The 23,741-nt window shown below is 68.4% G+C and carries 26 protein-coding genes; 12 read left to right on the top strand and 14 right to left on the bottom strand.

What is annotated here, in order from left to right:
* Window positions 1-115: 115 nt before the first annotated feature.
* Genes ASD79_RS19380 through crtY form a run of 3 tightly spaced genes read right to left on the bottom strand, consistent with a single transcriptional unit; the run spans window position 116 to window position 3,743 of the window.
* Window positions 116-1,045 (bottom strand): phytoene/squalene synthase family protein, encoded by a 930-nt coding sequence (locus ASD79_RS19380; RefSeq protein WP_056724644.1) that lies wholly within the window; start codon window positions 1,043-1,045, stop codon window positions 116-118.
* Window positions 1,042-2,559 (bottom strand): phytoene desaturase, encoded by a 1,518-nt coding sequence (locus tag ASD79_RS19375; protein WP_056724642.1) that lies wholly within the window; start codon window positions 2,557-2,559, stop codon window positions 1,042-1,044. The genes ASD79_RS19380 and ASD79_RS19375 overlap by 4 nt, the downstream gene beginning before the upstream one ends.
* Window positions 2,556-3,743, bottom strand: coding sequence for a lycopene beta-cyclase CrtY (gene crtY / locus ASD79_RS19370; protein WP_056724640.1), 1,188 nt, complete (start codon window positions 3,741-3,743; stop codon window positions 2,556-2,558). The genes ASD79_RS19375 and crtY overlap by 4 nt, the downstream gene beginning before the upstream one ends.
* A gap of 109 nt (window positions 3,744-3,852) precedes the next feature.
* Between crtY and folD the strand changes: the two genes are divergently transcribed.
* The 4 genes from folD (at window position 3,853) to ASD79_RS19350 (ending at window position 6,972) form a co-directional block, all read left to right on the top strand.
* Window positions 3,853-4,749, top strand: a complete 897-nt coding sequence (gene folD, locus ASD79_RS19365) for a bifunctional methylenetetrahydrofolate dehydrogenase/methenyltetrahydrofolate cyclohydrolase FolD (RefSeq protein WP_056724637.1) — start codon at window positions 3,853-3,855, stop codon at window positions 4,747-4,749.
* Window positions 4,749-5,105 carry a cytochrome c5 family protein gene (locus tag ASD79_RS19360; protein ID WP_056724636.1) on the top strand — a complete coding sequence of 119 codons (357 nt, stop codon included), beginning with the start codon at window positions 4,749-4,751 and terminating at the stop codon, window positions 5,103-5,105. Before folD ends, ASD79_RS19360 begins: the two co-directional genes overlap by 1 nt.
* Before the next feature lie 14 nt (window positions 5,106-5,119).
* Entirely contained in the window at window positions 5,120-6,520 is a 1,401-nt protein-coding gene (locus ASD79_RS19355) for a D-arabinono-1,4-lactone oxidase (RefSeq protein ID WP_056724634.1), read from the top strand.
* 185 nt (window positions 6,521-6,705) lie between these two features.
* A complete protein-coding gene (locus tag ASD79_RS19350; protein WP_056724632.1) occupies window positions 6,706-6,972 on the top strand; it encodes a hypothetical protein in 267 nt (88 codons plus the stop codon).
* A gap of 99 nt (window positions 6,973-7,071) precedes the next feature.
* Here ASD79_RS19350 and ASD79_RS19345 read toward each other — a convergent pair whose 3' ends face one another.
* The 3 genes from ASD79_RS19345 to ASD79_RS19335 all read right to left on the bottom strand — a co-directional run bounded on the left by ASD79_RS19345 (window position 7,072) and on the right by ASD79_RS19335 (window position 9,743).
* Window positions 7,072-7,554: a hypothetical protein gene (locus ASD79_RS19345; protein WP_056724630.1), complete on the bottom strand. Its 483-nt coding sequence runs from the start codon at window positions 7,552-7,554 to the stop codon at window positions 7,072-7,074.
* Window positions 7,555-7,676: 122 nt separating this feature from the next.
* Window positions 7,677-8,459 (bottom strand): NAD kinase, encoded by a 783-nt coding sequence (locus tag ASD79_RS19340; protein WP_056724628.1) that lies wholly within the window; start codon window positions 8,457-8,459, stop codon window positions 7,677-7,679.
* A gap of 198 nt (window positions 8,460-8,657) precedes the next feature.
* Window positions 8,658-9,743 carry a DUF2336 domain-containing protein gene (locus ASD79_RS19335; RefSeq protein ID WP_056724792.1) on the bottom strand — a complete coding sequence of 362 codons (1,086 nt, stop codon included), beginning with the start codon at window positions 9,741-9,743 and terminating at the stop codon, window positions 8,658-8,660.
* Between the two features lie 182 nt (window positions 9,744-9,925).
* Here ASD79_RS19335 and glpK point away from each other — a divergent pair, with 182 nt between their 5' ends.
* Window positions 9,926-11,416, top strand: coding sequence for a glycerol kinase GlpK (gene glpK, locus ASD79_RS19330; RefSeq protein WP_056724626.1), 1,491 nt, complete (start codon window positions 9,926-9,928; stop codon window positions 11,414-11,416).
* Window positions 11,417-11,425: 9 nt separating this feature from the next.
* Here the strand turns inward: glpK and ASD79_RS19325 are convergent, their stop codons facing one another.
* Window positions 11,426-11,683: a hypothetical protein gene (locus tag ASD79_RS19325; RefSeq protein ID WP_056724624.1), complete on the bottom strand. Its 258-nt coding sequence runs from the start codon at window positions 11,681-11,683 to the stop codon at window positions 11,426-11,428.
* 67 nt (window positions 11,684-11,750) lie between these two features.
* Window positions 11,751-12,155, bottom strand: a complete 405-nt coding sequence (locus ASD79_RS19320; RefSeq protein WP_056724622.1) for an NUDIX domain-containing protein — start codon at window positions 12,153-12,155, stop codon at window positions 11,751-11,753.
* Between the two features lie 132 nt (window positions 12,156-12,287).
* On the opposite strand from ASD79_RS19320, the gene ASD79_RS19315 reads away from it, so the two are divergent.
* The gene (locus ASD79_RS19315) at window positions 12,288-12,698 is read left to right on the top strand and encodes a nuclear transport factor 2 family protein (protein ID WP_056724620.1); all 411 of its coding nucleotides are present in this window, start codon (window positions 12,288-12,290) and stop codon (window positions 12,696-12,698) included.
* Window positions 12,699-12,701: 3 nt separating this feature from the next.
* On the opposite strand, the gene ASD79_RS25215 is transcribed toward ASD79_RS19315, so the two are convergent.
* From ASD79_RS25215 to ASD79_RS19295, 5 genes are all read right to left on the bottom strand, one after another.
* Window positions 12,702-12,851 carry a hypothetical protein gene (locus tag ASD79_RS25215; protein WP_235524529.1) on the bottom strand — a complete coding sequence of 50 codons (150 nt, stop codon included), beginning with the start codon at window positions 12,849-12,851 and terminating at the stop codon, window positions 12,702-12,704.
* A gap of 177 nt (window positions 12,852-13,028) precedes the next feature.
* Entirely contained in the window at window positions 13,029-13,445 is a 417-nt protein-coding gene (locus ASD79_RS19310) for a hypothetical protein (protein WP_056724618.1), read from the bottom strand.
* Window positions 13,442-14,446 carry a porphobilinogen synthase gene (hemB, locus tag ASD79_RS19305; RefSeq protein WP_056724616.1) on the bottom strand — a complete coding sequence of 335 codons (1,005 nt, stop codon included), beginning with the start codon at window positions 14,444-14,446 and terminating at the stop codon, window positions 13,442-13,444. Before hemB ends, ASD79_RS19310 begins: the two co-directional genes overlap by 4 nt.
* A gap of 81 nt (window positions 14,447-14,527) precedes the next feature.
* The gene (locus ASD79_RS19300) at window positions 14,528-16,030 is read right to left on the bottom strand and encodes an NAD(P)/FAD-dependent oxidoreductase (protein WP_056724614.1); all 1,503 of its coding nucleotides are present in this window, start codon (window positions 16,028-16,030) and stop codon (window positions 14,528-14,530) included.
* 156 nt (window positions 16,031-16,186) lie between these two features.
* Entirely contained in the window at window positions 16,187-16,618 is a 432-nt protein-coding gene (locus ASD79_RS19295; protein WP_056724612.1) for a DUF2147 domain-containing protein, read from the bottom strand.
* 198 nt (window positions 16,619-16,816) lie between these two features.
* Between ASD79_RS19295 and ASD79_RS19290 the strand changes: the two genes are divergently transcribed.
* Window positions 16,817-17,956 (top strand): isobutyryl-CoA dehydrogenase, encoded by a 1,140-nt coding sequence (locus ASD79_RS19290; protein ID WP_056724610.1) that lies wholly within the window; start codon window positions 16,817-16,819, stop codon window positions 17,954-17,956.
* A 9-nt stretch (window positions 17,957-17,965) separates the two neighbouring features.
* Here the strand turns inward: ASD79_RS19290 and ASD79_RS19285 are convergent, their stop codons facing one another.
* Complete coding sequence (locus ASD79_RS19285) at window positions 17,966-18,415, bottom strand: MaoC family dehydratase (protein WP_056724607.1); 450 nt, start codon at window positions 18,413-18,415, stop codon at window positions 17,966-17,968.
* Between the two features lie 146 nt (window positions 18,416-18,561).
* On the opposite strand from ASD79_RS19285, the gene ASD79_RS19280 reads away from it, so the two are divergent.
* The 5 genes from ASD79_RS19280 (at window position 18,562) to hemA (ending at window position 23,574) form a co-directional block, all read left to right on the top strand.
* On the top strand, window positions 18,562-19,179 hold the full coding sequence (locus ASD79_RS19280; RefSeq protein WP_056724790.1) for a histidine phosphatase family protein: 618 nt from the start codon (window positions 18,562-18,564) through the stop codon (window positions 19,177-19,179).
* Window positions 19,176-20,228: an enoyl-CoA hydratase/isomerase family protein gene (locus ASD79_RS19275; protein ID WP_056724605.1), complete on the top strand. Its 1,053-nt coding sequence runs from the start codon at window positions 19,176-19,178 to the stop codon at window positions 20,226-20,228. Before ASD79_RS19280 ends, ASD79_RS19275 begins: the two co-directional genes overlap by 4 nt.
* 56 nt (window positions 20,229-20,284) lie before the next feature.
* Window positions 20,285-21,088 carry a class I SAM-dependent methyltransferase gene (locus ASD79_RS19270; protein WP_056724603.1) on the top strand — a complete coding sequence of 268 codons (804 nt, stop codon included), beginning with the start codon at window positions 20,285-20,287 and terminating at the stop codon, window positions 21,086-21,088.
* Between the two features lie 195 nt (window positions 21,089-21,283).
* Window positions 21,284-22,180 (top strand): 3-hydroxyisobutyrate dehydrogenase, encoded by an 897-nt coding sequence (gene mmsB / locus ASD79_RS19265; RefSeq protein WP_056724602.1) that lies wholly within the window; start codon window positions 21,284-21,286, stop codon window positions 22,178-22,180.
* Between the two features lie 167 nt (window positions 22,181-22,347).
* A complete protein-coding gene (hemA, locus tag ASD79_RS19260; protein ID WP_056724600.1) occupies window positions 22,348-23,574 on the top strand; it encodes a 5-aminolevulinate synthase in 1,227 nt (408 codons plus the stop codon).
* Window positions 23,575-23,741: the final 167 nt, after the last annotated feature.

The raw sequence follows: 23,741 nt of genomic DNA, 5'->3' as shown, positions 1-23,741 counted from the left end.
CCTGGCGACTTCGTCGCCTGTCCGCCCCCATAGGGGGCGGAGCCCAAAGCGCGAAGCTCTTCCCCCTATGGGGGAGGAGGGCCGTCAGGCCCGGAGGGGGCAAGTGCGCCGTTTCCTAGATTTTCGACCATAGATCAGGCCGCGCCGGCGCCTTGCCCCAGCGGTCCAGCGTCGCCGAGCGCAGCGCCACGACGCCACCCTCCAGCGCCCGCCAGGCCTTCATCCGGCCGCTGACCACCACGCGCTCGTCCCACGCCGTGTCGCCAGCCTTCACCACGTCCAGCCCGATCTGCCGATAGACCCCGCGCGCCGCCGCGATGGCCCAGGCCGAGCGGACCGGCAGGTCGCGCAAGCCCCAGCGGGCGGAGGCGTAGTAGGGCTCCGCGGCGTCGACCAGCCTCTTCGCGAGGACCGCCACGGCGGTCCTGTGGGCTGGATCGGCGACCGCGTCCTCCGGCACGCCCCGTTCGGCCAGCCAGTCGCCGGGCACGTAGACCCGGCCGTTGCGGGCGTCCTCGACGATGTCGCGGGCGATGTTGGTCAGTTGGAAGCCCAGGCCCAGGTCCTGGGCGCGGCGCAGGGTTGGCAGGTCGTCCGGGCGGACGCCCATGACCAGGGCCATCATCGTTCCGACCACGCCGGCCACGCCCCAGCAGTATTCCAGCAGGTCGTCGAGGGTCTGGTAGCGGCGGCCGGCCACGTCCATGGCGAAGCCATCGATCATGTCCAGGGCGTAGCGCTCGGGAATGCCCCGACGCAGGGCCACGGTCTGGAAGGCGGCGAACACCGGGTCGGTGGGCCTTTCGCCTGCCATCGCGGCGCGGGTCTGGGCGTAGAGGGCCTCCAGCCGCGCCGGGCCGTCGGCCACCGGGCTCATGCCGTGGCCCAGGGTCTGGCCGTCGATCACGTCGTCGCAGTGACGGCACCAAGCGTAGAGCATTTCGGCGTCGGCTCGCGTTTCGGCGTCGAACAGGGCGGCGGCGGCGGCGAAGCTCTTGCTGCCCTTCTGGATCGCCTCGCGGCTCTGCGCTTCCAAGTCGCTCATGCGGGGACGGTATCGTAGTCGTCGATCATCAGGCCGGCCGTCGCCTTGGCCGAGCCGACCACGCCCGGAATGCCCGCGCCCGGATGCGTCCCGGCCCCGACGAAATAGAGGTTGGGGATCACGTCGTCGCGGTTGTGGGTGCGGAAGAAGGCGCTCTGGGTCAGGATCGGCTCCAGCGAGAAGGCCGCGCCCTTCCAGGCGTTGAGGTCGGTCACGAAGTCGTCCGGGGTGATGAACCGGCAGGTGACCATATCGGCGGTCAGGCCCGGGATGTAGTGCTTCTCCAGATAGGCCAGGACCTTGTCGCGGTACCTGGGCCCTTCGACCGACCAGTCGATATTGGCGGTCTCCAGGTTGGGCACCGGCGACAGGGCGTAGAAGGCCGAGCAGCCCTCCGGGGCCATCGACGGGTCGCTGGCGCTCGGGTGATGCAGGTACAGCGAGAAGTCGTCGGCCAGGCCGTCCTTGCCGTAGATCTCGCCGATCAGTTCGCGATAGCGGTTGCCGAAGCAGATGGTGTGGTGGCGGATCTCGGGGTGGGTGGTCTTCAGGCCGAAATAGACCACGAACAGCGACGGGCTCCAGCGCTTGCCTTCCAGCGCCTTGCCCACCTTCTTGCCCCGTGGGTCGTCGGCCAGAAGATGGCGATAGGTGTGCATGACGTCGGCGTTCGAGGCGACGGTGTCGAAGGCCTCGAACTGGCCGTCGGCGCGGATCACGCCGGTGACGCGGCCGGCCTTGGTGGTGATCTTCTGGATCGGCTGACCCAGGTGGATCTGGCCGCCCAGGTCTTCGAACAATTTCACCAGCGCCCGGACCAGGGCGTGCGTGCCGCCGCGCGGGAACCAGACGCCGCCGCGACGCTCCAGGGCGTGGATCAGGGCGTAGATCGACGAGGTGGCGAACGGGCTGCCACCGACCAGCAGGCTGTGGAACGACAGCGCCTGGCGCACGTGCTCGTCCTTCACGAAGCCGGCGACCTTGTCATAGACGCTGCGCCAGGCCTGCAGCTTCATCAGGGCCGGGGCGTTGGCGAGCATGCTGGAAAAGTCGAGGAACGGCACGGCGCCCAGTTCGACATAGCCCTTCTGGTACAGCTCCTCGGAATAGGCGTGGAAGCGGCGGTAGCCCTCGACGTCGGCCGGGTTGCGGGCGGCGATCTGGCGATCCAGACCTTCCTGGTCGTCAACGTAGTCGAAGACGTCGCCGTCTTCCCAGACCAAGCGGTAGAATGGATCGACCGGCAGCAGCTCGACATAGTCCTCGATCCTGCGGCCGGAGAGTTCGAACAGTTCCTTCAGGCAATCGGGATCGGTGATCACCGTCGGGCCGGCGTCGAAGGTGAAGCCGTCGTCGTGCCAGACATAGGCCCGGCCGCCCGGCTTCTCGCGGCCTTCGAACACGGTGACGTCGAAGCCGTTCGACTGCAGGCGGATGGCCAGGGCCAGGCCGCCGAACCCGGCGCCGATCACGGCGGCCTTGGGCTTGGGAGAGAGCGGCGTCGTGCTGGTCATGCGTCTTGTCCTCCGAACACCGAGCTTTCGCTGATGCATTTGATGGCCGCCGAGATCGGCACCGGCGGCTTGCCGATCAGGATCCGGACCCTGTCCCATCGGGTCAGACGGGCGGCGTAGAAGCGTTGGATCAGGCCGGGCGACAGGCGGTAGAACCGCTCCAGCACCCGGTAGCGCTGGTCGGGCGCGCAGGCCCGAAACAGCATGCGATTGAGCAGCCGCAGGAAGCGCCGCCGCCGCCAGGTGGTCTTGGATCGCGCCTCGACGCAAGCTCGGACCGTGGCGCTGGTGATCTTGGGCAAGCCGGCGATGGCCTCGGCCATGCGGGCCGCGTCGGGCAGGGAATAGCCGGTGGTCGGCTGGAAGAGGGCGGCGCGCAGGCCGACCTCGGCCACCTGCGAGCGGGCTTCCTTCCAGTAGGCGTCGATGTCGCCGCCCAGGGCGATGGGCAGGATGCCGTCCTCCTCGCGCTCGACCTGCGCGATGGTCCAGCCCTGGGCCTTGGCGTAGGCGCCGATGGCCCGGCGCAGGCCGACGCGGTCGAGGGCGGGGCCGTCGCTGTAGCGGGTGTCCTCGATCAGCAGGCGCGTGGGGTCCAGCGGCAGGACATAGACGAAGCGGTAGCCATCTTCCTGCGAGACCGTGGCGTCCATGATGATCGGCCGGGTCAGGCCGTGCGGCGCGGTCAGGCGCACGCCCTGGCCAACGAACTTCTGGTAGCCCAGGGCCAGGCTCCGGCTCTTGCGCGGGCCGCGGCCGTCGATCACCGCCCCGGCGACCAGGATCCGGCCGTCGGCCAGGGTGACCTGGTGCGGATTGACGTCGGTGACCGAGGCGCCCAGCCAGGCGTCGGACCCCAGGGCGGCGCCGACCACCTGGTGCAGGCGTTGCGAGGTGATGGCCAGGTAGTCGGTGGCCAGTTCGCGCCGATGGCCCGGAAACCGCACCTCGTAGCCCGACCAGCGATGGACGATCAGCGGTCGCAGCCAGCCAGCCACGGCGGCGTCGACGTCGGTGGCGAAGTGGCACCAGGTGTGCTCGCCGCCGATCGTCGGACCTTGCTCCAGCATCACCACGCGTAGCGTCGGCCGCAGACTTTTCAGCCGCAGGGCGATCAGGCTGTTGGCCAGTCCGCCGCCCACCAGGACGACGTCGGCGCGTTGGGATGCGGACGCGGAGACCATGGTTCGGCTCTAGCATGATTGGCGGACGGCAAAGCGACTTCCTGCGGCGGTTGGCGGATATTGCGTGCGGTCGATCCAGGGGCTAGGCACGCGCAAACAGGAGACGGCGATGTCGCAAGCCAGAATCATCGACGGCAAGGCCTTCGCGGCCCAGCTTCGCGAGAAGATCGCCGCCGAGGTCGCGGTGCTGAAGGCCGAGCACGGCCTGACGCCGGGCCTGGCCGTGGTGCTGGTCGGCGAGGACCCCGCCAGCCAGGTCTATGTGCGCAGCAAGGGCGAGCAGACTCTTGCCGCCGGCATGCATTCCGAGACTCACCGCCTGCCGGCCGACACCAGCCAGGCCGAGCTGCTGTCGCTGGTCGAGCGCCTGAACGACGACCCGGCGATCCACGGCGTGCTGGTGCAGTTCCCGGTGCCCGACCATCTCAGCCAGGCCGCGATCGTCGCGGCGATCTCGCCCGACAAGGACGTCGACGGCCTGACCGTGACCAACGCCGGCCGCCTGGCCAGCGGCCTGCCGGCCCTGACCTCCTGCACCCCGGCCGGCTGCATGGTGCTGCTGAAAGACGTGGTCGGCGACCTGACCGGCAAGCGGGCGGTGGTGATCGGCCGCTCCAACCTGATGGGCAAGCCGATGGCCCAGTTGCTGCTGGCCGCCGACTGCACGGTGACCATCGCCCATTCGCGCTCCAAGGACCTGCCGGCCATCTGCCGCGAAGCCGACATCCTGGTGGCGGCCGTGGGCCGGGCCGAGATGGTCAAGGGCGACTGGATCAAGCCGGGCGCCACGGTGATCGACGTCGGCATCAGCCGCTTCCCGTCGCGCGATCCCGTGGCCGCCGCGGCCGGCAAGACCCGCCTGGTCGGCGACGTGGCCTTCGACGAGGCCAAGGCGGTGGCCGGGGCCATCACCCCGGTGCCGGGCGGGGTGGGACCAATGACCATCGCCATGCTGCTGGCCAACACCGTCAGCGCCGCCAAGCGCCTGAACGGGATCGCCGAATAGTGCGCTCCCTGGCCGCTCTGGTCCTCGTCGCGGGCCTGGCGGCCTGTTCCAAACCGGTCCCGCCCGCGCCGACGCCGGAGCAGGCCCTGACGCTGGCGCCGGCCGACGCACGCCTGGCGACGCTCTATGGCGAGTCCTGCAAGGCCTGCCACGCCATCCCCGGCACGGGCGCTCCGCTGGTCCACGACCGCCAGGCCTGGGACCCGCGCTGGAAGCAGGGCGAGGCCATGCTGCTCGACCACAGTATCCAGGGTTTCCAGGCCATGCCGGCCGGCGGCCAGTGCGTCGCTTGCAACCCGGACGATTTCAAAGCTCTCATACGCTTCATGGCGGGGCGCGAAGACTCCGCGACATAAGGGTGGGGGAGCGCATGAAGGTCTCGAGACGCGGGGCGCTGCTGGCCGGAGGCTTTGGCCTCGGCGCGGCGGTGGTCGGCGGCGGCTATGCGGTCGCCACCCACGACAAGCCCGAACCGCAGGCCCCGCCGACCACCGATGCCGAGGGCCACCTGCTGTGGCGCAACTGGTCGGGTGTGCAGCACGCCTATCCCTCGGCCCGCCTCGCGCCGAAGACCGAGGCGGACCTGGTCGCCGCCCTGAAGACCGCCGTCGCGCCGATCCGGCCGGTGGGGGCGGGACACTCGTTCACCGCCCTGGCTCCGACCAGCGGGACCCTGGTGTCGCTGGACGCCCTGTCGGGGATCATCGCCTGGGAGGGCGACGAGGCAGTGGTCGCGGCCGGCACGCGGCTGGGCGCGCTCGGCCCCGCGCTCGCTCGGAACGGCCGGGCCATGGCCAACCTGCCCGACATCAACAAGCAGTCGCTGGCCGGGGCGCTGGGCACCGGCACCCATGGCACGGGCGTTGGGCTGAAGGCCCTGCACGGCGACGTCACCGCCCTGCGCCTGGTCACGCCCCAGGGCCAGGTGATCGACTGCGACGAAACGCGCCAGGCCGACATCTTCCACGCCGCCAAGGTCTCGCTGGGTAGCCTGGGCGTCATCACCCAGGCGCGGCTGAAGACGATCCCCAACCGCCGGATCGAACGCAACGTCTGGATCGAGCCGTTCGAGGACGCCCTGGCCCAGGCCGAGGCGCGCTGGGCCAAGCACCGCAACTACGAGTTCTACGCCGTGCCGTTCACGGGCCTGGCCGTCGCCATCAGCCACGACGAGACCGACAAGCCGGCCCTGGCGCGCGGTCCCGACCAGGACACCGTCTTCCTCGACGCCCTTAAGGGGCTGCGCAACCTGCTGGGCTTCTCGACCCCGCTGCGCAAGGCCGCCGGCCGCGCCCTGCTGGCCGGCGCCAAGCCCGAGAAGGCGATCGACGAGGGCTGGAAGCTGCTGTCCACCGAGCGGCCGGTGCGGTTCAACGAGATGGAGTTCCACCTGCCGGCCGGGGTCCAGCTGAAGGCTCTGGCCGAGGTGGTGGCGGCCATCGAGAAACACCGCCCCGACGTGTTCTTCCCGATCGAGGCTCGCCGCATCGCCCCCGACGACGCCTGGCTGTCGCCTTTTCAAGGCGAGCCCCGGGGTTCGATCGCCGTCCATGCCTACTACAAGGACGAGTTCGCCTTCCTCTACACCCTGATCGAGCCGATCTTCCGCCGCTACGGCGGCCGGCCGCACTGGGGCAAGCTGCACAGTGTGTCGGGCGACCAACTGGCCGCGCTCTATCCGCGCTGGAAGGACTTCCTGAAGCTACGAGCGGCGCTGGATCCGGATGGGCGGATGCTCAATCCGTACCTGAAGGGGCTGTTCGGGATCTGATCCACTCGACGAATCTCACCGTCCCGCTGGCTTGCCAATGGACAAGCTTCCCGACTTGGTGACACGGTCGAAGACAATTTCAAGCTGTAGTGAGTATCACGATGTCGACCCGTGCAAAGGCCAACGGCCCAGCGCTTACATCCGTCGCGCGAGGGTTGGCCGGACTGGCGTGCGGAGCGGCTCTGATGGCGAGCACGCCAGCGCGGGCGTTCACCGAATGCGACTACACGGTCGCCATGATTTATGCCGGAACGACCGGAGAGGTCTTCGCCTACTTCAAGGAAGGCGGGCAGATCTATATCGACCCCAACAACGCCTCGAAGGACCGGTTCTTTTCGATGCTGTTGACCGCCAAGGCGACCGGACAGCACGTGAAGGTCCGCTTCTCGACGGACGGTGGATCTTGCACGGTCGCCCGCGCCGACTCGGTCCTGGGCCTCTGGGTCTACTAGAGCGTCGACATGGTCGGGCGGCCGCCGTCGGCGAGGCGAGAGGCAAAGAAAAAGCCCCGACGCGGCCGGGGCTTTTCAGAACCTTCGAAGGTCGGCCGATCAGCCGGCCAGATAGTCCGCCACGCGGCCTTCCAGCTCGGCCGCCAGCACCTTGCCGACCGGGTGGGTGTCGACCCTGATGTCGTCGCGGACGCAGGCCTTGATGGCGTCGATATGGGCGTCGACCAGGAACATCGGGGCCGCCAGGCGCGTGTCGGGGTCGTCGATCAGCTTGCACAGCGAGGCGGCCAGGCGGGTGATCAGCGGGAAGTCGTAGGTGGCGCCCAGGCCCTTGAGGTCATGGGCGCGCAGATAGAGGGTCTCGACCGTCTCGGCGGTCAGGCCATGGGCCCGGACGTCCTGGCGGGCGGCCTCCAGCTTGACGATCTCGTCGTTCAGCCACTGGGCGAAGTTGCCCGACAGGCTTTTCAGCGCGGCCTCGGCCTTGGCGATCGCCGCCATGTCGATCCCGCCCCGTCCGCCAACCTTGAGTTTGAGCATGTTCGGCACCTGAATCACTTCCGCGGCGGACTTGTTGGTCACGGACGCCTCCCATCGGCATTAGGTACAGAATGTAAAATCCAAGGCGTTAACATTAGATGAGACGCCCATTTCCACCCTGGCCAAACACCGGTCATTGCCCTGACCAATATTCATCCGTCCGACTAGGCCGAGAACTGCTCCGTCAGGACCCGTTCCTCCAGGCTTCGACCGGCGTCGAAGAGCATGGAAAGGCTGGCGCTGCTGTCCTCGGCGATATGAACTTCGACCACGTCGCGAACCTCGAAATTGTCGGCCACGGCGCTTACCGGCCTCTTATCGCATTCCAGGACCTCGAAGGTCACCCGCGCCGTCTGCGGCAAAAGCGCGCCACGCCAGCGCCGGGGACGGAAGGCGCTGATCGGGGTCAGGGCCAGCACCTGGGCGCCGATCGGGATGATCGGGCCGTGGGCCGACAGGTTGTAGGCCGTCGAGCCGGCCGGGGTGGCCAGCAGCACGCCGTCGCAGACCAGCTCGCCCATCCGCACCTTGCCGTCGATGCTGATCCGCAGCTTGGCGGTCTGCCGGGTCTGGCGCAGCAGCGACACCTCGTTGATGGCCAGGGCCCGGTGCTGCTTGCGGTTGGAGTCGATGGCGACCATGGCCAGCGGATGGATCACGGCCCGTTCGGCGGCGTTGATCCGCCCCAGCAGGTCGTCTTCGCTGTACTCGTTCATCAGGAAGCCGACCGAGCCGCGGTTCATGCCGTAGATCGGCGTCTGGCGCGCCATGGTGTCGTGCAGGGTTTCCAGCATGAAGCCGTCGCCGCCCAGGGCGACGATCACCTGGGCGTTCTCGTCGCCGACGTCGCCGTAGCGAGCGGTCAGGCGTTCGAGGGCTTCCTGCGCCTCGGGGCGGTCACTGGCCTTGAAGGTCAGGCGAGTCACGAAGGGCAGGGGCTGGAACATTTCGCCAAGTGGCGGGATCGCCGCGTGCTTGTCAAACCTGATTGGGTAAGGGTTCAAAGCCCTCGAAGTGTGGTCATCCCGGACAAGCGCGCAGCGCGCAGATCCGGGACCGACGCGTGAACTCAGTGCTTCCGGCGGTCCCGGATCTGCGCTTCGCTTCGTCCGGGATGACACAGGTGGAGCGTGGATTTTGCGGGATTAAGCCGCGCTGACCGCCTGGCGGAACGCCATGGCGGCGATGTCGGGCGCGAACGGGCCGAAGGCGCCGCTGGCCTTGCGCGCGGCTTCGGCTCCGCCGCCCGGACGGCCGCCGTTCAACTGGCGCACATGGTCCAGGATGGTCGGGAAGACGCTGCGGTCGATGCCCACGGCCGAACAGGCCAGGGCCAGCAGTTCGGGACGGTTGCTGTCGACGGCCCGCCGCACCTGGCGGATGTCGAACTGGCCCAGGCGCGCCAGGGCGAACAGGAACAGCGGCAGCCGTCGTTCGCGCAGCACCCGCAGCAGGTAGCCGGGACGCAGTTGGCCGGCGGCGTCGAGCTTCTCCACCAGGGCCGCCTCCATCTCCTCGCGGTCCTCGTCCTGCTCCAGGCTGGGGGTGTCGATGGCGGTCGACCCCTGATGGACGGCGCGCAGCGAAGCCTCGATGGCCTGGGCCATCTTGTCGGGGTCCAGCTGGAAGCGGACGACCAGGGCGTCGCGCAGGGCGCGGCCGACCCACAGATAGAGCTGTTCGGCCAGGTCGCTGGACAGGCTGGGGTGGCGGGCCAGGGGCGAGCGCAGGGCGACCACGTCGCGCGCCTTGTCGACCAGGCGGCGCAGGCCGTCCGGCGAGACCTGGGCGGTGGGGTTGCTGGCCAGGGCGGTCAACACGGCCGACTCGTCCTTGGCCAGGATGGCCTCGACCACGGCGGGCGACAGCTCTGGACGGCGGGCGATCTCGATCTGGTGTTCCAGCGTGGCCTGGACCAGCAGGCGGATCAGGTCGTGGTCCTGCAGGACCGGGCTGCGGGCAATGATCGGGCGGGCGATCTCGATCTCGTCCAGGGCCAGGATGTTGATCAGGGCCGCGGGCGCCCAGGCGGCGTCGGCCAGGCGTTCGGCCAGGCGGGCGCGGATGTCGCGCTCGGCCTCGACCACCAGGGTCATGAAGATCGAATCCAGCAGGATCCGCACTTCGGGCGCGGCGGGGCAGCCCTCGACCTGGCTGGCGTCGCACAGGTCGACGATGCCGGCGAGCAGGCGTTCACGGTCGGCCGGCTCGCGGCTGCGGGCCAGGGACAGGAGCTGCGCGGTCTGGTCGGCCTGGCTCACCAGACTCCTCGGCTCAAAGCTTAACCAAGACGACCTTGGCGGTGTCAGATGAAAACATGCTTAAACAGGTGAATCCATGGAACGCGAAGATTTGCGTCGCGATGCCGCAGGTAGAATAACGCCGAAAAGGCCAGCCGGGAGAAGCAAGACGCATGGGCCAACCTCTGATCCTGGCGCTCGATCAGGGCACGACCAGCACCCGGGCGATCCTGTTCGAGACCAGCGGCAAGCCGGTGTGCGACGCCGGCCGGCCGCTGCGCCAGAGCTATCCGCGCGACGGCTGGGTGGAGCACGACGCCGAGGAAATCTACGCCGCCTGCGTGGGCGTGCTGCGCGACACCGTCGAGAAATGCGACCGCGACGCCGCCGACATCGTCGCCCTGGGCGTCACCAACCAGCGCGAGACCGTGGTGGTCTGGGATAAGGCCACGGGCCGGCCGATCCATCCGGCCATCGTCTGGCAGGACCGCCGCACGGCCGACGTCTGCGACCGCCTGAGGGCGGCCGGACACGAACCCGTGGTCACCGCCGTGACCGGCCTGCTGCTCGACCCCTATTTCTCCGGCACCAAGATCGCCTGGATTCTCGACAATGTGCCTGGCGCGCGAGGGCGGGCCGAAGCGGGCGAGTTGCTGTGCGGCACCATCGACACCTGGGTCATCTGGCGGCTGACGGGGATGGGCGCGCACGTCACCGACGCCACCAACGCCTCGCGCACCCTGCTGTTCGACATCGAAAAGCAGGCCTGGTCGGACGAGATGCTGGCCCTGCTGAACGTGCCGCGAAACCTGTTGCCGGCGGTGCTGGACTGCGCGGCCGACTATGGCCAGGTCACAGCGGACATCCTGGGCCGGCCCCTGCCGATCCGCGGCGTGGCCGGCGATCAGCAGGCCGCGCTGATGGGCCAGGGCTGCATCCGACCCGGCGAGATGAAGGTCACCTACGGCACCGGCGGCTTCATGCTGGTCAATACCGGCGAGACGCGGCCGCATTCGGCCTCGCGCCTGCTGACCACGGTGGCGGCGCGGGTGGGCGGGCGCACGACCTACGCGCTGGAGGGCTCGATCTTCGTGGCGGGGGCGGCGATCCAGTGGCTGAACGAGGGACTGGGCGTCACCGGCGGCCCGCGCGGGGCCGAGGCCCTGGCCCGCTCGGCGCGCGGCGACCATGCCGTGGTCGTGGTCCCGGCCTTCACCGGCCTTGGCGCGCCGTGGTGGGACGCCGAGGCGCGTGGCGCGGTCTTCGGCCTGACCCGCGACGCCGGCCTGGCCGAGATCGCCGCGGCCACCTACGACTCCTGCGTCTTCCAGGGCCGTGACCTGATCGAGGCCATGCGGGCCGACGCCCCCTCGGCCTTCGAGGACGCCGCGCTGCGCATCGACGGCGGCATGGCCAAGAGCGCCTGGTTCAGCCAGCGCCTGGCCGACCTGACCGGCATCCCCGTGCACCGCGCCGGCTACCAGGAGACCACCGCCCTGGGCGCGGCCCTGTTCGCTGGGGTCGGGGCGGGGGTCTACGGCTCGGTCGAGGAGGCGGCGCGGGCGCGGCCGGAAGCGGAACTGCTGAAGCCGGCGCTCAATGTCGCCACGCGGGAGAGAGCCTACGCGCGGTGGTTGGACGCCTTGCCGAGGGTAAGGTCGTAGCGGCGGTTTCTACCGCCCTTCGGTCCACAGGCTGAGCGGCTGCTTCTCTTCACGCCGCACCAGGATGGCGTAGCCGACGGCGAACACCACGATCCCGATGATCAACCCGCCCAGGAACCCGGCCGGGGTGGCGAACCACACGGTCAGGGTCGAGATGGCGGTGGCCAGGCCCAGCATGCACCATCGCAGGAGGATGCTGAAGCCGTGGTAGGTCTGCTCGTGGGCCAGCAGATCGGGCTTGTTGGTGTCGTTGAAGTCGGCGTCCATGCGTAACCTCCATGAGGAACGAACCGGGCCGTCGTACGCGGCCTCGGGCCGAACACTGGGAACGAGGTTACGCCAGATCGGGTTCCAGCGCGAGCAAGGCGGCCAGAACCTTGAGCATCAACGGGGCCAGCGGTCGTGCGCCCGGCGCGGCCGGGTCGATCCAGGCCAGTTCGTCAATCTCGGCCCGGGCTTCGATCGCGCCCTCGACTTCCGCGAGGTAGGTCGCCGCCCGCACGGTGAAGCCGGGCTCGTTGGCGGCCGGCGCCTCGAAGTCGCCAAGCCGGGTGGCCGACACCAGGCGGCAGCCCAGTTCCTCGTCCAGCTCGCGGGCCAGGGCGGTCAGGTCGTCCTCGCCGGGCTCGCGCTTGCCGCCGGGCTTCATGAAGCGGGTCGTGCCGCGCTTGCGGACCACCAGCATGAGGCCGGTGTTGTCGCGGATCACGGCGGTGACGATGTCGATGGTCGAAGGCATGGGCGCGAGGCTAGCAACGGAAAGGATTCGCGTCCGCCACCGCGAGGTCGCCAGCGTCGATGATGAGGTCCGGATAGCGCCAGACGCCGTCGGGCCCATGCCTTAGCCAGAGTCTCTCACAGGAGACACACCATGACCGACGCCGAAAAACAAACCTTCGTGGACCGCTTCGCCGCCGCCTGGGCGGCCAAGGACGGCGCGGCCTTTCTCGCGCTCTGGCATCCCGAGGGCCAGCTCCACTATCCCTTCGCCAACCGCGTGATCCGGGGCGACGAGATCGGCATGCTGAACGACCTGACCAAGGTCAACGCGCCCCACCTGACCTGGTCCCTGGTCGGCTGGACCACGCGCGGCGAGGTGGTGGTGATCGAGTGGGAAAGCTCCAACCGTTACGGCGAACACCTCGTGACCTGGCGGGGCGTCGACAAGCTGACCTTGCGCGACGGCCGGATCATCGAGGAGGTGGTCTATGCCGACACCGCGCCGCTGCAGGCCCTGCGCCAGGGCAAGCCGTTCGACGCGCTGATCCAGTTGCCGAACTGACGCCTACGGCTGAACCGCCGCCAGCACATGCTCGCTCAGCAGTTTCTCCGAGATGGCGTGCGGCTGGCGGACGTTGAAGTTGGTGGTGGTGATCACCGCGACCAGCGCGAGGTCGGGAACCACCACGACCTTGTTGCCGCCCGTGCCGCTCATCACCCAGGCCTTGTGGCCGGCGAAGGTCTGCAGCCAGATCAGGTAGTCGTAATCGGCGTTGGGCCTGGCCTGGGCGGGTGGGGCTGTGGCGGCGGCGACCCAGGCGGCCGGCAGCGCTCGACGGTCGAGACGCCATAGAACCGGCCTTGGCTGAAGGCGGTCCCGGGCCTGGCCATGTCAGCCGAGCGTCCCGGTGGCCGCGGTTCTGGCCAGGGTGAGGCCGCCATGGCCGTGATAGACCGTGGTGTCCCGACGCTCCTTGCTGCTCGCGACCGTCACGACGAAATGCGGGCCGTAGGGCGAGGCGTCGATAAAGCGGATGGTCAAATCCGCGAAGTCTCCGACCGATCCACCATGCTTGGCGGCCAGGATCGACAGCCAGTCGAGATAGCGCAGGATCGCCTCGGACATGACGTTCGAAGGCATGGCCCCGCGCATTTCGCCCTTCATGAAATCGATCTCGACATAGCCCTCGGCCGAGGCCCGGGCTTCGGCGAAGACGTCGTAGCCGTAGAGGCCTATGGGGAGACCCAGGCCCGAAGCGATGGAGTCGCCCAGGTTATGGGCGATCGATCTGAGGGTTCCGAACCTCACGCGCCCAGCTTTTCCGCCGCCCAGGGCGCGAAATAGCTGATGATCCCGGCCGCGCCGGCTCGCTTGAAGGCGGTCAGGCTTTCGAGGATGGCGCGTTCCTCGTCGATCCAGCCGTTCATCCCGGCGGCCTTGATCATCGCGTACTCGCCCGAGACCTGGAAGGCGTAGGTGGGCATGCGGAATTCCTCGACCAGGCGGCGCAGGATGTCGAGATAGGGCATGCCCGGCTTGACCATGACCATGTCGGCGCCTTCGGCGATGTCGAGGGCAACCTCGCGGATCGCCTCCTCGGTGTTGGCCGGGTCCATCTGGTAGGTCTTCTTGTCGCCCTGGCCGGCCGACAGTTTCGCCGAGCCGATGGCGTCACGGTACGGGCCGTAGAAGGCCGAGGCGTACTTGGCGGCGTAGGACATGATCATCGTGTCCTGGAAGTTCGCGGCCTCCAGGGCCGCGCGCAGCTTGCCGATCCGGCCGTCCATCATGTCGGACGGGGCCAGGATGTCGGCGCCGGCTTCCGCCTGCATCAGGCCCTGTTCGATCAGCCGCTCGATGGTCGGGTCGTTGAGGATGCGGCCGCCCTCGACCACGCCGTCGTGGCCGTGGTCGGTGAAGGGGTCCAAGGCCACGTCGCACATGATCCCGACCTCGGGGGCGGCGTCCTTCATGGCCTTGACGGCGCGGGGGATGACGCCGTCCGGATCGGCGGCGATCGAGCCGAACGCGTCCTTCCGGGCCCCGTCGATATGCGGGAAGATGGCGATGGCCGGGATGCCCAGGTCGCGGGCCCGCACGGCGGCCTTGGCGGCCTCCTTGACCGACAGGCGCTCGACGCCCGGCATCGAGGCGACGGGGATCACGCCCTCGCCCTCGTGCACCACCATCGACCAGATCAGGTCGGACGGCGTCAGCGTGGTCTCGCGCACCAGGCGGCGGGTCCAGTCGGCCTGGCGCAGGCGGCGCAGGCGGGTGGCGGGGTAGGGGGCGAGCGGGGGCGTGGTCATGGCCTAGGGTTTCGCGCGGGAGGCGGCGCGAGGCAAGGGTGACGAAGCCCTTAAGCACCCGCCGCCCTTGCCTCGCAGCCTTCAGGAATAGACGAAGGCGGGATCGTCCAGGTCGATGGCCGGGATCTCGTCCTTCTCGGCCCAGTAGTCCTGGGTGTGTCGCCATTCGGACTTGCTCCCCGCCTTGGGCAGCAGGTGCATGCCGCGCGTCAGGTAGCCCGGATTGAAGTTCTCCGGATCGATCCAGCCGGAAAGCGGCATGTCCTTGTCCTCGGGGCGCAGCGCCACCGAGACCTGCCTGGCGCCCTTGTCCTCCATGTGCGCCAGCAGCCGGCAGACGAAGTCGCCGACCAGATCGGCCCGCAGGGTCCAGCTGGCCCGGAAATAGCCGAACACCCAGATGAGGTTGGGCACGCCGGTGAACATCATGCCGCGATAGGTGACGGTGTCGGCGAAATCCAGCGGCCGGTCGTCGATGCTGAAGGCGATGTCGCCCAGGGCGTTGAGGTTGAAGCCGGTGGCGGTGACGATGATGTCGGCGTCCAGCGTCCGGCCGGATTTCAACAGCAGGCCGGTTTCGGTGAAGCGTTCGATCTCGTCGGTGACGACCGACGCCTTGCCCGCGGCGATGCCTTGGAAGAGGTCGCCATCGGGCACGAAGGCGATCCGCTGCCGCCAGGGCCGGTAGCGCGGGGTGAAATGGGTCGCGATGTCGAAGTCGGGACCCAGGAAGGCCTTCACGCCTTCGAGCAGCTCCTGGGTGACGACCTCGGGCTCCTCGACGGCGCGGCGGGTGAACACCGCCTGGTCGAGCAGCACCTTGCGGCGGACGATCTCGTGGATCCACGACTCGTCGATCTCCAGCTCGCGCAGGGTGTTGGCCAGTTCGTTCTCGTTGCGCCCAGGCACGAAGAAGGTCGGCGAGCGCTGCAGCAGGGTCACATGGCCGCTGTCGTCGGCGATGGCCGGGACCAGGGTCGCGGCGGTCGCCCCGGAGCCGATGACGACCACCGTCTTGCCCTTGTAGTCGAGGTTCTCGGGCCATTCCTGCGGGTGGACGATCTGGCCCTTGAAGGCCTCCATGCCGGGCCATTCGGGGGTGTAGCCCTGCCGTTGCCGGTAGTAGCCCTGGCACATCCACAGGAAGCCGGTGGTGAAGCGGGCGATTTCGCCGTCCTCGCGCCGGACCTCCAGCGTCCAGAGCTTGTCGGCGCCGGACCAGCGGGCCGAGACGATTCCGTGGCCGTAACGGATGTGCCGGCCCAGATCGTTGTCGGCGATCACCTCGCCCATATAGGTCAGGATTTCGGCGCCCGTGGCGATCGGCGGCCCGATCCACGGCTTGAACCGGTAGCCGAAGGTATAGAGATCGCTGTCGGAGCGGATGCCCGGGTACCGGTGGCTATGCCAGGTGCCGCCGAAGCTCTCCATGGCCTCGAGAACCACGAAACGCGTCCCCGGCCGCTGCTGGGCCAGGTGGTAGGCTCCGCCTATTCCGGAGATTCCAGCCCCGACGATGATCACGTCGAAATGCTCGGTCGACGACTGTCGCGAGGCGCCTTCGAGCGCGGCGGTCTCCGTCATGGCGCACACCTTCCCTAGGCGGCGAAGCTTGGAGCTCGCCGCGTTCCTCACCCAGGCCGGCGTCTCTGCGGACGCCTAACTGAACACTGTCAACCTGAGGCTGGCGTCTTGTGGGGTCCGGATCAAGCGGTTTGTCGCGGATCGAACAGGGGCGTGTCAGCTGGCGCGGTCGTCCAGCCGCGCCGTGACGGTGTCGATGCGGGTCCAGATCTGCGACTTGCACAGCACCTTGCCCAGGACGCAGCCCTTGGCGCGCATGGTGCGAGCGTCGATGAACTCGGCGGTGCCCGACAGGGTGACCTTCAGGGTCGGCACGAAGACCTTGCCGCGCATGTTGCCCTTGCCGTCGGGCTCGAAGTTGCGCAGCAGTTGCTGGCCGACCAGAGTTGTCAGGCCGCTCTTGCGGGCGTCGGCCTCGGCCTTGGGGCTGGCATAGACCACGGTGCCGCAGGTGCTGGTCCCGCAGCTCTTGATCGCGACCCGGACATTGTCCTTCGGGCCGGTCCAAACACCCAGGTCGGCCGCCTGAACCGACGACACGCTGGCAAGCGCCGCGAGAGCGGCGAAAACGGCAATGAACTTACGCATGACAGAAAGACGACGCCTCCGATGGGGGCGATTTGGTACGGGACGTGTTGCGGATCAAGGGCGGCGCGACGTTTTTGGCCGCACCGCAGCATGTAAAGTCGCCAAGTGAGATATGATTGACACAGCGCGCGCCGCGCGGCACGTCAGCGGCCAAGAAGGCGAGGGGTTCACTCTGCCCCGCACGGGAGGATATCGCGCATGGATTTCGCGCTGACTGACGATCAGGTCGCTATTCAGGACGCGGCCAGGGCCTTCGCCGAGGGACAGCTTGCCCCGCATTCCGCCGAGTGGGACGAGAAGAAGCATTTCCCGGTCGACGTGCTGCGCCAGGCAGCCGAGCTGGGCTTCGCCGGCATCTATGTGCAGGAGGACGTCGGCGGCACGGGCCTGTCGCGCCTTGACGCTTCGATCATCTTCGAGGCCCTGAGCTATGGCGACGTGTCGACCGCGGCCTATCTGACCATCCACAACATGGCCTCGTGGATGATCGACCGGTTCGGCTCGGATGAGCTGCGCAACCGCTATCTGCCGCGCCTGACGACCATGGAATTGATCGCCAGCTATTGCCTGACCGAGCCGGGCTCGGGCTCGGACGCCGCCAACATGCGCACCACCGCGCGGCTGGACGGCGACCACTACGTGCTGAACGGCGGCAAGGCCTTCATCTCGGGCGGCGGGGTCTCGGACGTCTATGTGGTCATGGCCCGCACCGGCGTGGACGGCGCCAAGGGCGTGTCGGCCTTCGTGGTCGAGAAGGGGACGCCGGGCCTGAGCTTCGGGGCCAACGAGCGCAAGATGGGCTGGAACAGCCAACCGACCGCGGCGGTGAACTTCGACGAATGCCGGGTGCCGGTCGCCAACCGTATCGGCCAGGAAGGCGAGGGCTTCCGCTTCGCCATGATGGGCCTGGACGGCGGGCGGCTGAACATCGCCTCGTGCTCGCTGGGCGGGGCGCAGCTGGCCCTCGACACCGCCAAGGCCTATATCGAGACCCGCAACCAGTTCGGCAAGCCGCTGAAGGACTTCCAGGCCCTGCAGTTCAAGCTGGCCGACATGGCCACCGACCTGGAGGCCGCCCGGCTGATGGTGCGCCGCGCCGCCCACGCGCTCGACAACCGAGATCCTCAGGCGACGAAGCTGTGCGCCATGGCCAAGCGCTTCGCCACCGACGCCGGCTTCCAGGTGGCCAACGACGCCTTGCAGCTGCACGGCGGTTACGGCTACCTGCAGGACTACCCGCTGGAGCGCATCGTCCGCGACCTGCGGGTGCACCAGATCCTGGAAGGCACCAACGAGATCATGCGGGTGATCATCGCGCGCGAGATGTTTCGGCAGTAGCGCCGGGTGTCAGGTCTTGGCGCGGCGGCGACGTGGAACGCGGACGGTGGCTTCGCCGTCCATGATCAGGTCGTCGCCGACAAAGCCTTCGCAGCGCAGCGTCACCCGCGCGCTCACCTCGTCGATCGCGGCGATGGTGACGCGGGAGACCACGACGTCGCCGATGCGCACGGGCCTGTGGAACGCCAGGGTCTGGGCCAGATAGATCGCGCCCGCGCCTGGCAGGATGGTGCCGACCAGGGCGGACCCGAACGAGGCCGACAACAGGCCGTGGGCGATCCGGCCGCGATAGGCGGTCTTGGACGCGAAGGCCTCGTCCATGTGCACGGGATTGAAGTCGTCCGAGGCTTCGGCGAACTTCTGGATGCGCTCTTCGGTGATGGCGACGCGTTTTTCGGCGACCATCCCGACGACGAGTTCTTCCAGGATGTAGCCGCCGGAGGAATGGGGTTCGATCATACCGCGCCGTTACCGGCCATGGGGCGTCGTGGCCAGCAAAAATGCACGGACAGGCGTCCAGCCGCGGTCGTCATGCCTCGAGACGAGGCGACATCGACGGCGTTCCGGACTATGTCGAGCGCCTTCGGAGCTTGGGGAAGCGCCACGTGATCTATCTCTGCCGCCACGGCCAGACCGCGTTCAATCGCGAGCATCGCCTGCAGGGGCAGATGGAGTCCGACCTGACGGCGCTGGGCCGCGCCCAGGCCGGGGCGATGGGGGATCTGCTGCACGACCTCATCGTCCGGGATTCACCGGCCTCTTGGCGGATCGTCGCCAGCCCGCTGCGGCGGGCGCGCGATACGGCCGGAATCATCGGCGCCCGCCTGGACCTGTCCGTCGAATTCGACGACCGGCTGATGGAGCTGACGGTCGGGGCGTGGGAAGGCCGTCTACGGGCGGAGCTGGCGCGAGAGCACCCCGAGATCTTCGCCGACAGGCGATGGTTCTTCGCCGCGCCCGGCGGCGAGACCTATGACCAGGTGATGACGCGAGTGTCCGACTGGCTGGCCGAGCAGGTCGCCGAGCCCGAGCGGCGGCTGATCGTCGTCAGCCATGGCATCGCGGGCCGACTGCTGCGCGGCGCCTATGCGGGCCTGTCGCCCGCCGAGGTGATGGAACTGGACGTGCCGCAGGACGCCCTCTACCGGCTGAGCGCCGGCCAACTCGACCGCTTCGCCTGCGCGCCGGTCGAAGACCTCGAACCCGTCAAGGACCTCGCATGAACGACCAACCCGAAGTCCTCGTCCGCGTTCAGAAGAACGTCGGCCGGCTGACCCTGAACCGGCCCCAGGCCCTGCACGCCCTGACCCAGACCATGTGCGAGATCATGATCGGCGCGCTGCTTGACTGGCGGGAAGATCCCGAGATCTACATGGTCATCATCGACCACGCCGGCGAGCGCGGCTTCTGCGCCGGCGGCGACATCCGCATGCTGGCCCACAGCGGGGCGGGCGACGGCAAGGAAGCCCGGGCCTTCTTCCACACCGAGTATCAGCTCAACCACCTGCTGTTCACCTACGAGACCCCGGTGGTGGCGGTGATGGACGGGGTGGTAATGGGTGGCGGCGTCGGAATCTCGATGCCGGCCCACTACCGGATCGCCACCGAGCGCACGACCTACGCCATGCCCGAGACCGGCATCGGCCTGTTCCCGGACGTTGGCGGCGGCTGGTACCTGCCGCGCCTGCCGGGCAAGGCCGGGCTGTGGCTGGCCCTGACCGGGGCGCGGATCAAGGGCGCCGACTGCCTGCGCCTGGGCATCGCCACCCACTTCGTCGAGTTCGGCGCCGTCGAGGGCCTGAAGAAGGCCATCGTCGCCGACCCGCGCCGCATCGACGACACCCTGAAGAAATACCGCGCCGACGCCGGCAAGGCGCCGCTAATCAGCATCGAGCAGGACCTCAACCGCCTGTTCGTGGGGACCAGCGTCGAGGAAATCTTCGAGTTCCTGGAGGCCGACTCCAGCGACTGGGGCAAGGCCCAGCTGGCGGTGCTGAAGACCAAGTCGTCCCAGACCCTGAAGGTGGCCTTCCGCCAGCTCGAGACCGGCGCGGCCCTGACCGACTTCGCCGATAACATGGCCATGGAATACCGCATCGGGGCCCGCGTGGTTCAGAGGCACGACTTCATCGAGGGCGTGCGCGCGGTGATCATCGACAAGGATAACGCCCCGCGCTGGGATCCGGCAGAGCTTGAAGGCGTTAGCGACGCGATGCTCGACGAGATTTTCGCGCCTCTGCCGAGCGATCAGGAATGGACGCCGCTGACGTAGCGTCTTCGCTGCGCTAGCTTGTCGGCAAGAAGAAGATGTTCGTCGGAAGGAATACCATGCGTAAGCCGCTACTCAGCCTCGTCGCCGCGCTCACCCTGACCGCCTGCGCCACGACCCCGATGGGCCCCATGGCGCCGCCGCCGCCGCCGGCCGACGCGCCCGCCGCCGTTCCCGCCAACATCACCGCGGCGCTGTCGGATCCGTCGCGCCCGTCCGCCGACATGGTGCGCGACGAACTGCGCCTGCCCGGCCAGGTCCTGGCCTTCGCCGGCGTCAAGCCGGGCGCCAAGGTCGCCGACCTGATCCCCGGCGGCGGCTATTTCACCCGCATCCTGTCCAAGGCCGTCGGGCCGCGCGGCCACGTCTACGCCTATGTGCCCGACGAACTGACCAAGCTGGCCAAGCGCGAGCCGGCGGTGAAGGCGATCGCCGCCGATCCGAACTATCGCAACGTGTCGGTGATCCTCAACACCTTGCCCAACTTCAACGCGCCCGAGAAGCTGGACCTGGTGTTCACCGCCCAGAACTATCACGACATGCACGACAAGTTCATGGGCCCGGCCGACCTGTCGGTGGTCAACCGCCAGGTCTTCAAGGCCTTGAAGCCCGGCGGCGTCTATCTGGTGCTCGACCACGCGGCGCAGGCCGGCTCGGGCCTGCGCGACACCGAGACCCTTCACCGCATCGATCCCGCGGCGGTGAAGGCGGAAGTCACCGCCGCCGGCTTCATCTTCGAGGGCGAAAGCCGCGTGCTGCGCGACAGCGGCGACAAGCGCAACCTCAGCGTCTTCGATCCGTCGATCCGCGGCAAGACCGACCAGTTCATCTACAAGTTCCGCAAGCCGGCCGGCGCGCGGTAAAAACCACTTCAAAAGCTGTCATCCCGGAAAGCGCGCAGCGCTTGTCCGGGACCCAGGGGCGGTTGCACCGCGTCGGCCCAGTCACCTGGGTCCCGGACAGCCTCTGCGAGGCTTCCGGGATGACAACCTATTGTGAAATATAACAAAGCGTTGTGCCCATGAAGGTGCGGCCGTTTGCGTGAGGAGACACCAAGCATGACCCGCATCGCCTTCATCGGGCTCGGCAACATGGGCGGCGGCATGGCCGCCAACCAGGCCAAGGCCCAGCATCACGTCAGCGCCTTCGACCTGTCGGCGGCGGCGCTGGAACGGGCCGTGGCGGCCGGCTGCCAGGCGACGGCTTCCGTGGCCGAAGCGGTGAAGGACGCCGAGGTCGTCATCACCATGCTGCCGGCCGGACAGCACGTTCGGTCCGTCTACGGCGACCAGATCCTGGCCCATGCCCCCAAGACCGCCCTGCTGATCGACTGCTCGACCATCGATGTCGAGAGCGCCCGCGCGGTAGCCGCCCAGGCCAAGGCGGCGGGCTTCCGCTTCGCCGACGCGCCGGTGTCGGGCGGGATCATGGCCGCCGAGGCCGGGACCCTGGCCTTCATGGTCGGCTGCGACGCCGCCGACTTTGCCGCCGTCGAGGCGGCGCTTGAACCGATGTCGCGGGTGACCATCCACGCCGGCGACCACGGGGCGGGGCAGGCGGCCAAGATCTGCAACAACATGCTGCTGGGCATCTCGATGCTGGGAACCTGCGAGGCCTTCGCCTTGGCCGAGAAGCTGGGCCTGGCCGCCGACCGGTTTTTCGAGATCGCCAGCAAATCGTCGGGTCAGTGCTGGTCGGTGTCGACCTATTGCCCGGTCCCGGGCGTCGGCCCCTCGACTCCGGCCGACCGAAACTACGAGGGTGGGTTCGCCACGGCGATGATGCTCAAGGACCTGAAGCTGGCCCAGGACGCCGCCGCCAAGGCCGGCGCGAGCACCCCGATGGGCGCCCAGGCCGAGGCTCTCTACGCCCTGTTCGACGGCAACGGATTCGGCGGCAAGGACTTCTCCGCCGTGCTGCAGATGCTACGGGGACAGTTGTCGCAGCTGGGCTGAGTCGCCGGGGCTCGTCGGGTCTGTTCACTCACGAAGACAATGCGGCCATTCGCGCCTTGGGCTTTGTAGGTAAACGTCCTTATGTGGACAGTGCGCGTCGCTGGTGCGAAAAGCCAAGCCTTGAGAAGGGACCGATCGGGCCTGCGTGCTCCTCGGGTAAAGATGCCATGGACTACAAAGCCGCGTTCCGCAGCGCCGTCGACCAGATCCGTGACGAAGGCCGCTATCGGGTGTTCGCCGATGTGAAGCGCCATCGCGGCGCCTTCCCGCGCGCCACCTGGACCCGTCCGGACGGCGGCGAGAGCGAGATCGTGGTCTGGTGCTCCAACGACTATCTCGGCCAGGGCCAGAATCCCGTGGTGCTGGACGCCATGCACGCGGCGATCGACGACCACGGCTCGGGCTCGGGCGGCACGCGCAACATCTCGGGCACGAACCACCACCATGTCGAGCTGGAGGCCGAGCTGGCCGACCTGCATGGCAAGGAAGCGGCCCTGCTGTTCACCTCGGGCTACGTCTCCAACGAGGCCAGCCTGTCGGCCCTGCAGAAGATCCTGCCGGGCCTGGTCATCTTCTCCGACGCCCAGAACCACGCCTCGATGATCGCTGGCATCCGCAACGGCGGCTGCCAGCGCCACATCTTCCGGCACAACGACCTGGCCCACCTTGAAGAACTGCTGATCGCCGCGCCGGCCGACGCGCCCAAGCTGATCGCCTTCGAGAGCGTCTATTCCATGGACGGCGACATCGCCGACCTGGCCGGCACGGTGGCCCTGGCCAAGAAGTACGGCGCCATGACCTATCTGGACGAGGTCCACGCCGTGGGCATGTACGGCCCGCGCGGCGGCGGCGTCGCCGAGCGCGACGGCCTGATGGACCAGATCGACATCATCGAGGGCACCCTGGGCAAGGCCTTCGGCGTCATGGGCGGCTACATCACCGGCGACGCCGTGGTGGTGGACGCCATCCGCCTGGTGGCCTCGGGCTTCATCTTCACCACCTCGCTGCCGCCGGCGCTCACCGCCGGAGCCCTGGCCAGCGTCCGGTGGCTCAAGCAGCACCCGGAGGTCCGCGAGGCCCACCAGGAGCGCGCCGCCACCCTGAAGGCGATGTTCAAGGCCGCCGGCCTGCCGGTGATGGACAACGACAGCCACATCGTCCCGGTGCTGGTCGGCGACCCCCACCACACCAAGCTGATCAGCGACATGCTGCTGGCCGATCACGGCGTCTATGTGCAGCCGATCAACTACCCCACCGTGCCGCGCGGCACCGAACGCCTGCGCTTCACCCCGACGCCGTTCCACACCGACGACATGATGCGCAAGCTGGTCGGGGCGATGGAAACGCTGTGGGCCCATTGCAACGTGGCCCGCATGGGCGGCCACGCGGCGTAAAACTCACCCTCTCCCAGCGGGAGAGGGAGGGGCCCACGCCATCGGCGTGGGAGGGTGAGGGATTACGCTGTTTCAAATCCGGGCAGGGCGTTGGGGAATGACGTTGGACGTCTAAACCCCTCACCCTCCCACCGCTACGCGGCGGGCCCCTCCCTCTCCCACTGGGA

The sequence above is a fragment of the Caulobacter sp. Root655 genome (assembly GCF_001427665.1).
Classification (GTDB): Bacteria; Pseudomonadota; Alphaproteobacteria; order Caulobacterales; family Caulobacteraceae; genus Caulobacter.
Note: the sequence above shows the minus strand (reverse complement) of the source record. Positions and strands in the feature narration are given on the sequence as shown.

What these genes read in the sequence shown, in the direction of transcription:
- ASD79_RS19350 (WP_056724632.1), top strand. Translation starts at nt 6,706, where the DNA reads ATGGCGAGCACGCCAGCGCGGGCGTTCACCGAATGCGACTACACGGTC.
- ASD79_RS25215 (WP_235524529.1), bottom strand. Translation starts at nt 12,851, where the DNA reads ATGAGCGGCACGGGCGGCAACAAGGTCGTGGTGGTTCCCGACCTCGCG.
- ASD79_RS19380 (WP_056724644.1), bottom strand. Translation starts at nt 1,045, where the DNA reads ATGAGCGACTTGGAAGCGCAGAGCCGCGAGGCGATCCAGAAGGGCAGC.
- hemA (WP_056724600.1), top strand. Translation starts at nt 22,348, where the DNA reads ATGGACTACAAAGCCGCGTTCCGCAGCGCCGTCGACCAGATCCGTGAC.
- glpK (WP_056724626.1), top strand. Translation starts at nt 9,926, where the DNA reads ATGGGCCAACCTCTGATCCTGGCGCTCGATCAGGGCACGACCAGCACC.
- ASD79_RS19355 (WP_056724634.1), top strand. Translation starts at nt 5,120, where the DNA reads ATGAAGGTCTCGAGACGCGGGGCGCTGCTGGCCGGAGGCTTTGGCCTC.
- ASD79_RS19295 (WP_056724612.1), bottom strand. Translation starts at nt 16,618, where the DNA reads ATGCGTAAGTTCATTGCCGTTTTCGCCGCTCTCGCGGCGCTTGCCAGC.
- mmsB (WP_056724602.1), top strand. Translation starts at nt 21,284, where the DNA reads ATGACCCGCATCGCCTTCATCGGGCTCGGCAACATGGGCGGCGGCATG.
- ASD79_RS19290 (WP_056724610.1), top strand. Translation starts at nt 16,817, where the DNA reads ATGGATTTCGCGCTGACTGACGATCAGGTCGCTATTCAGGACGCGGCC.
- ASD79_RS19275 (WP_056724605.1), top strand. Translation starts at nt 19,176, where the DNA reads ATGAACGACCAACCCGAAGTCCTCGTCCGCGTTCAGAAGAACGTCGGC.
- ASD79_RS19315 (WP_056724620.1), top strand. Translation starts at nt 12,288, where the DNA reads ATGACCGACGCCGAAAAACAAACCTTCGTGGACCGCTTCGCCGCCGCC.
- ASD79_RS19270 (WP_056724603.1), top strand. Translation starts at nt 20,285, where the DNA reads ATGCGTAAGCCGCTACTCAGCCTCGTCGCCGCGCTCACCCTGACCGCC.
- ASD79_RS19340 (WP_056724628.1), bottom strand. Translation starts at nt 8,459, where the DNA reads ATGTTCCAGCCCCTGCCCTTCGTGACTCGCCTGACCTTCAAGGCCAGT.
- hemB (WP_056724616.1), bottom strand. Translation starts at nt 14,446, where the DNA reads ATGACCACGCCCCCGCTCGCCCCCTACCCCGCCACCCGCCTGCGCCGC.
- ASD79_RS19375 (WP_056724642.1), bottom strand. Translation starts at nt 2,559, where the DNA reads ATGACCAGCACGACGCCGCTCTCTCCCAAGCCCAAGGCCGCCGTGATC.
- crtY (WP_056724640.1), bottom strand. Translation starts at nt 3,743, where the DNA reads ATGGTCTCCGCGTCCGCATCCCAACGCGCCGACGTCGTCCTGGTGGGC.
- ASD79_RS19300 (WP_056724614.1), bottom strand. Translation starts at nt 16,030, where the DNA reads ATGACGGAGACCGCCGCGCTCGAAGGCGCCTCGCGACAGTCGTCGACC.
- ASD79_RS19325 (WP_056724624.1), bottom strand. Translation starts at nt 11,683, where the DNA reads ATGGACGCCGACTTCAACGACACCAACAAGCCCGATCTGCTGGCCCAC.
- folD (WP_056724637.1), top strand. Translation starts at nt 3,853, where the DNA reads ATGTCGCAAGCCAGAATCATCGACGGCAAGGCCTTCGCGGCCCAGCTT.
- ASD79_RS19320 (WP_056724622.1), bottom strand. Translation starts at nt 12,155, where the DNA reads ATGCCTTCGACCATCGACATCGTCACCGCCGTGATCCGCGACAACACC.
- ASD79_RS19285 (WP_056724607.1), bottom strand. Translation starts at nt 18,415, where the DNA reads ATGATCGAACCCCATTCCTCCGGCGGCTACATCCTGGAAGAACTCGTC.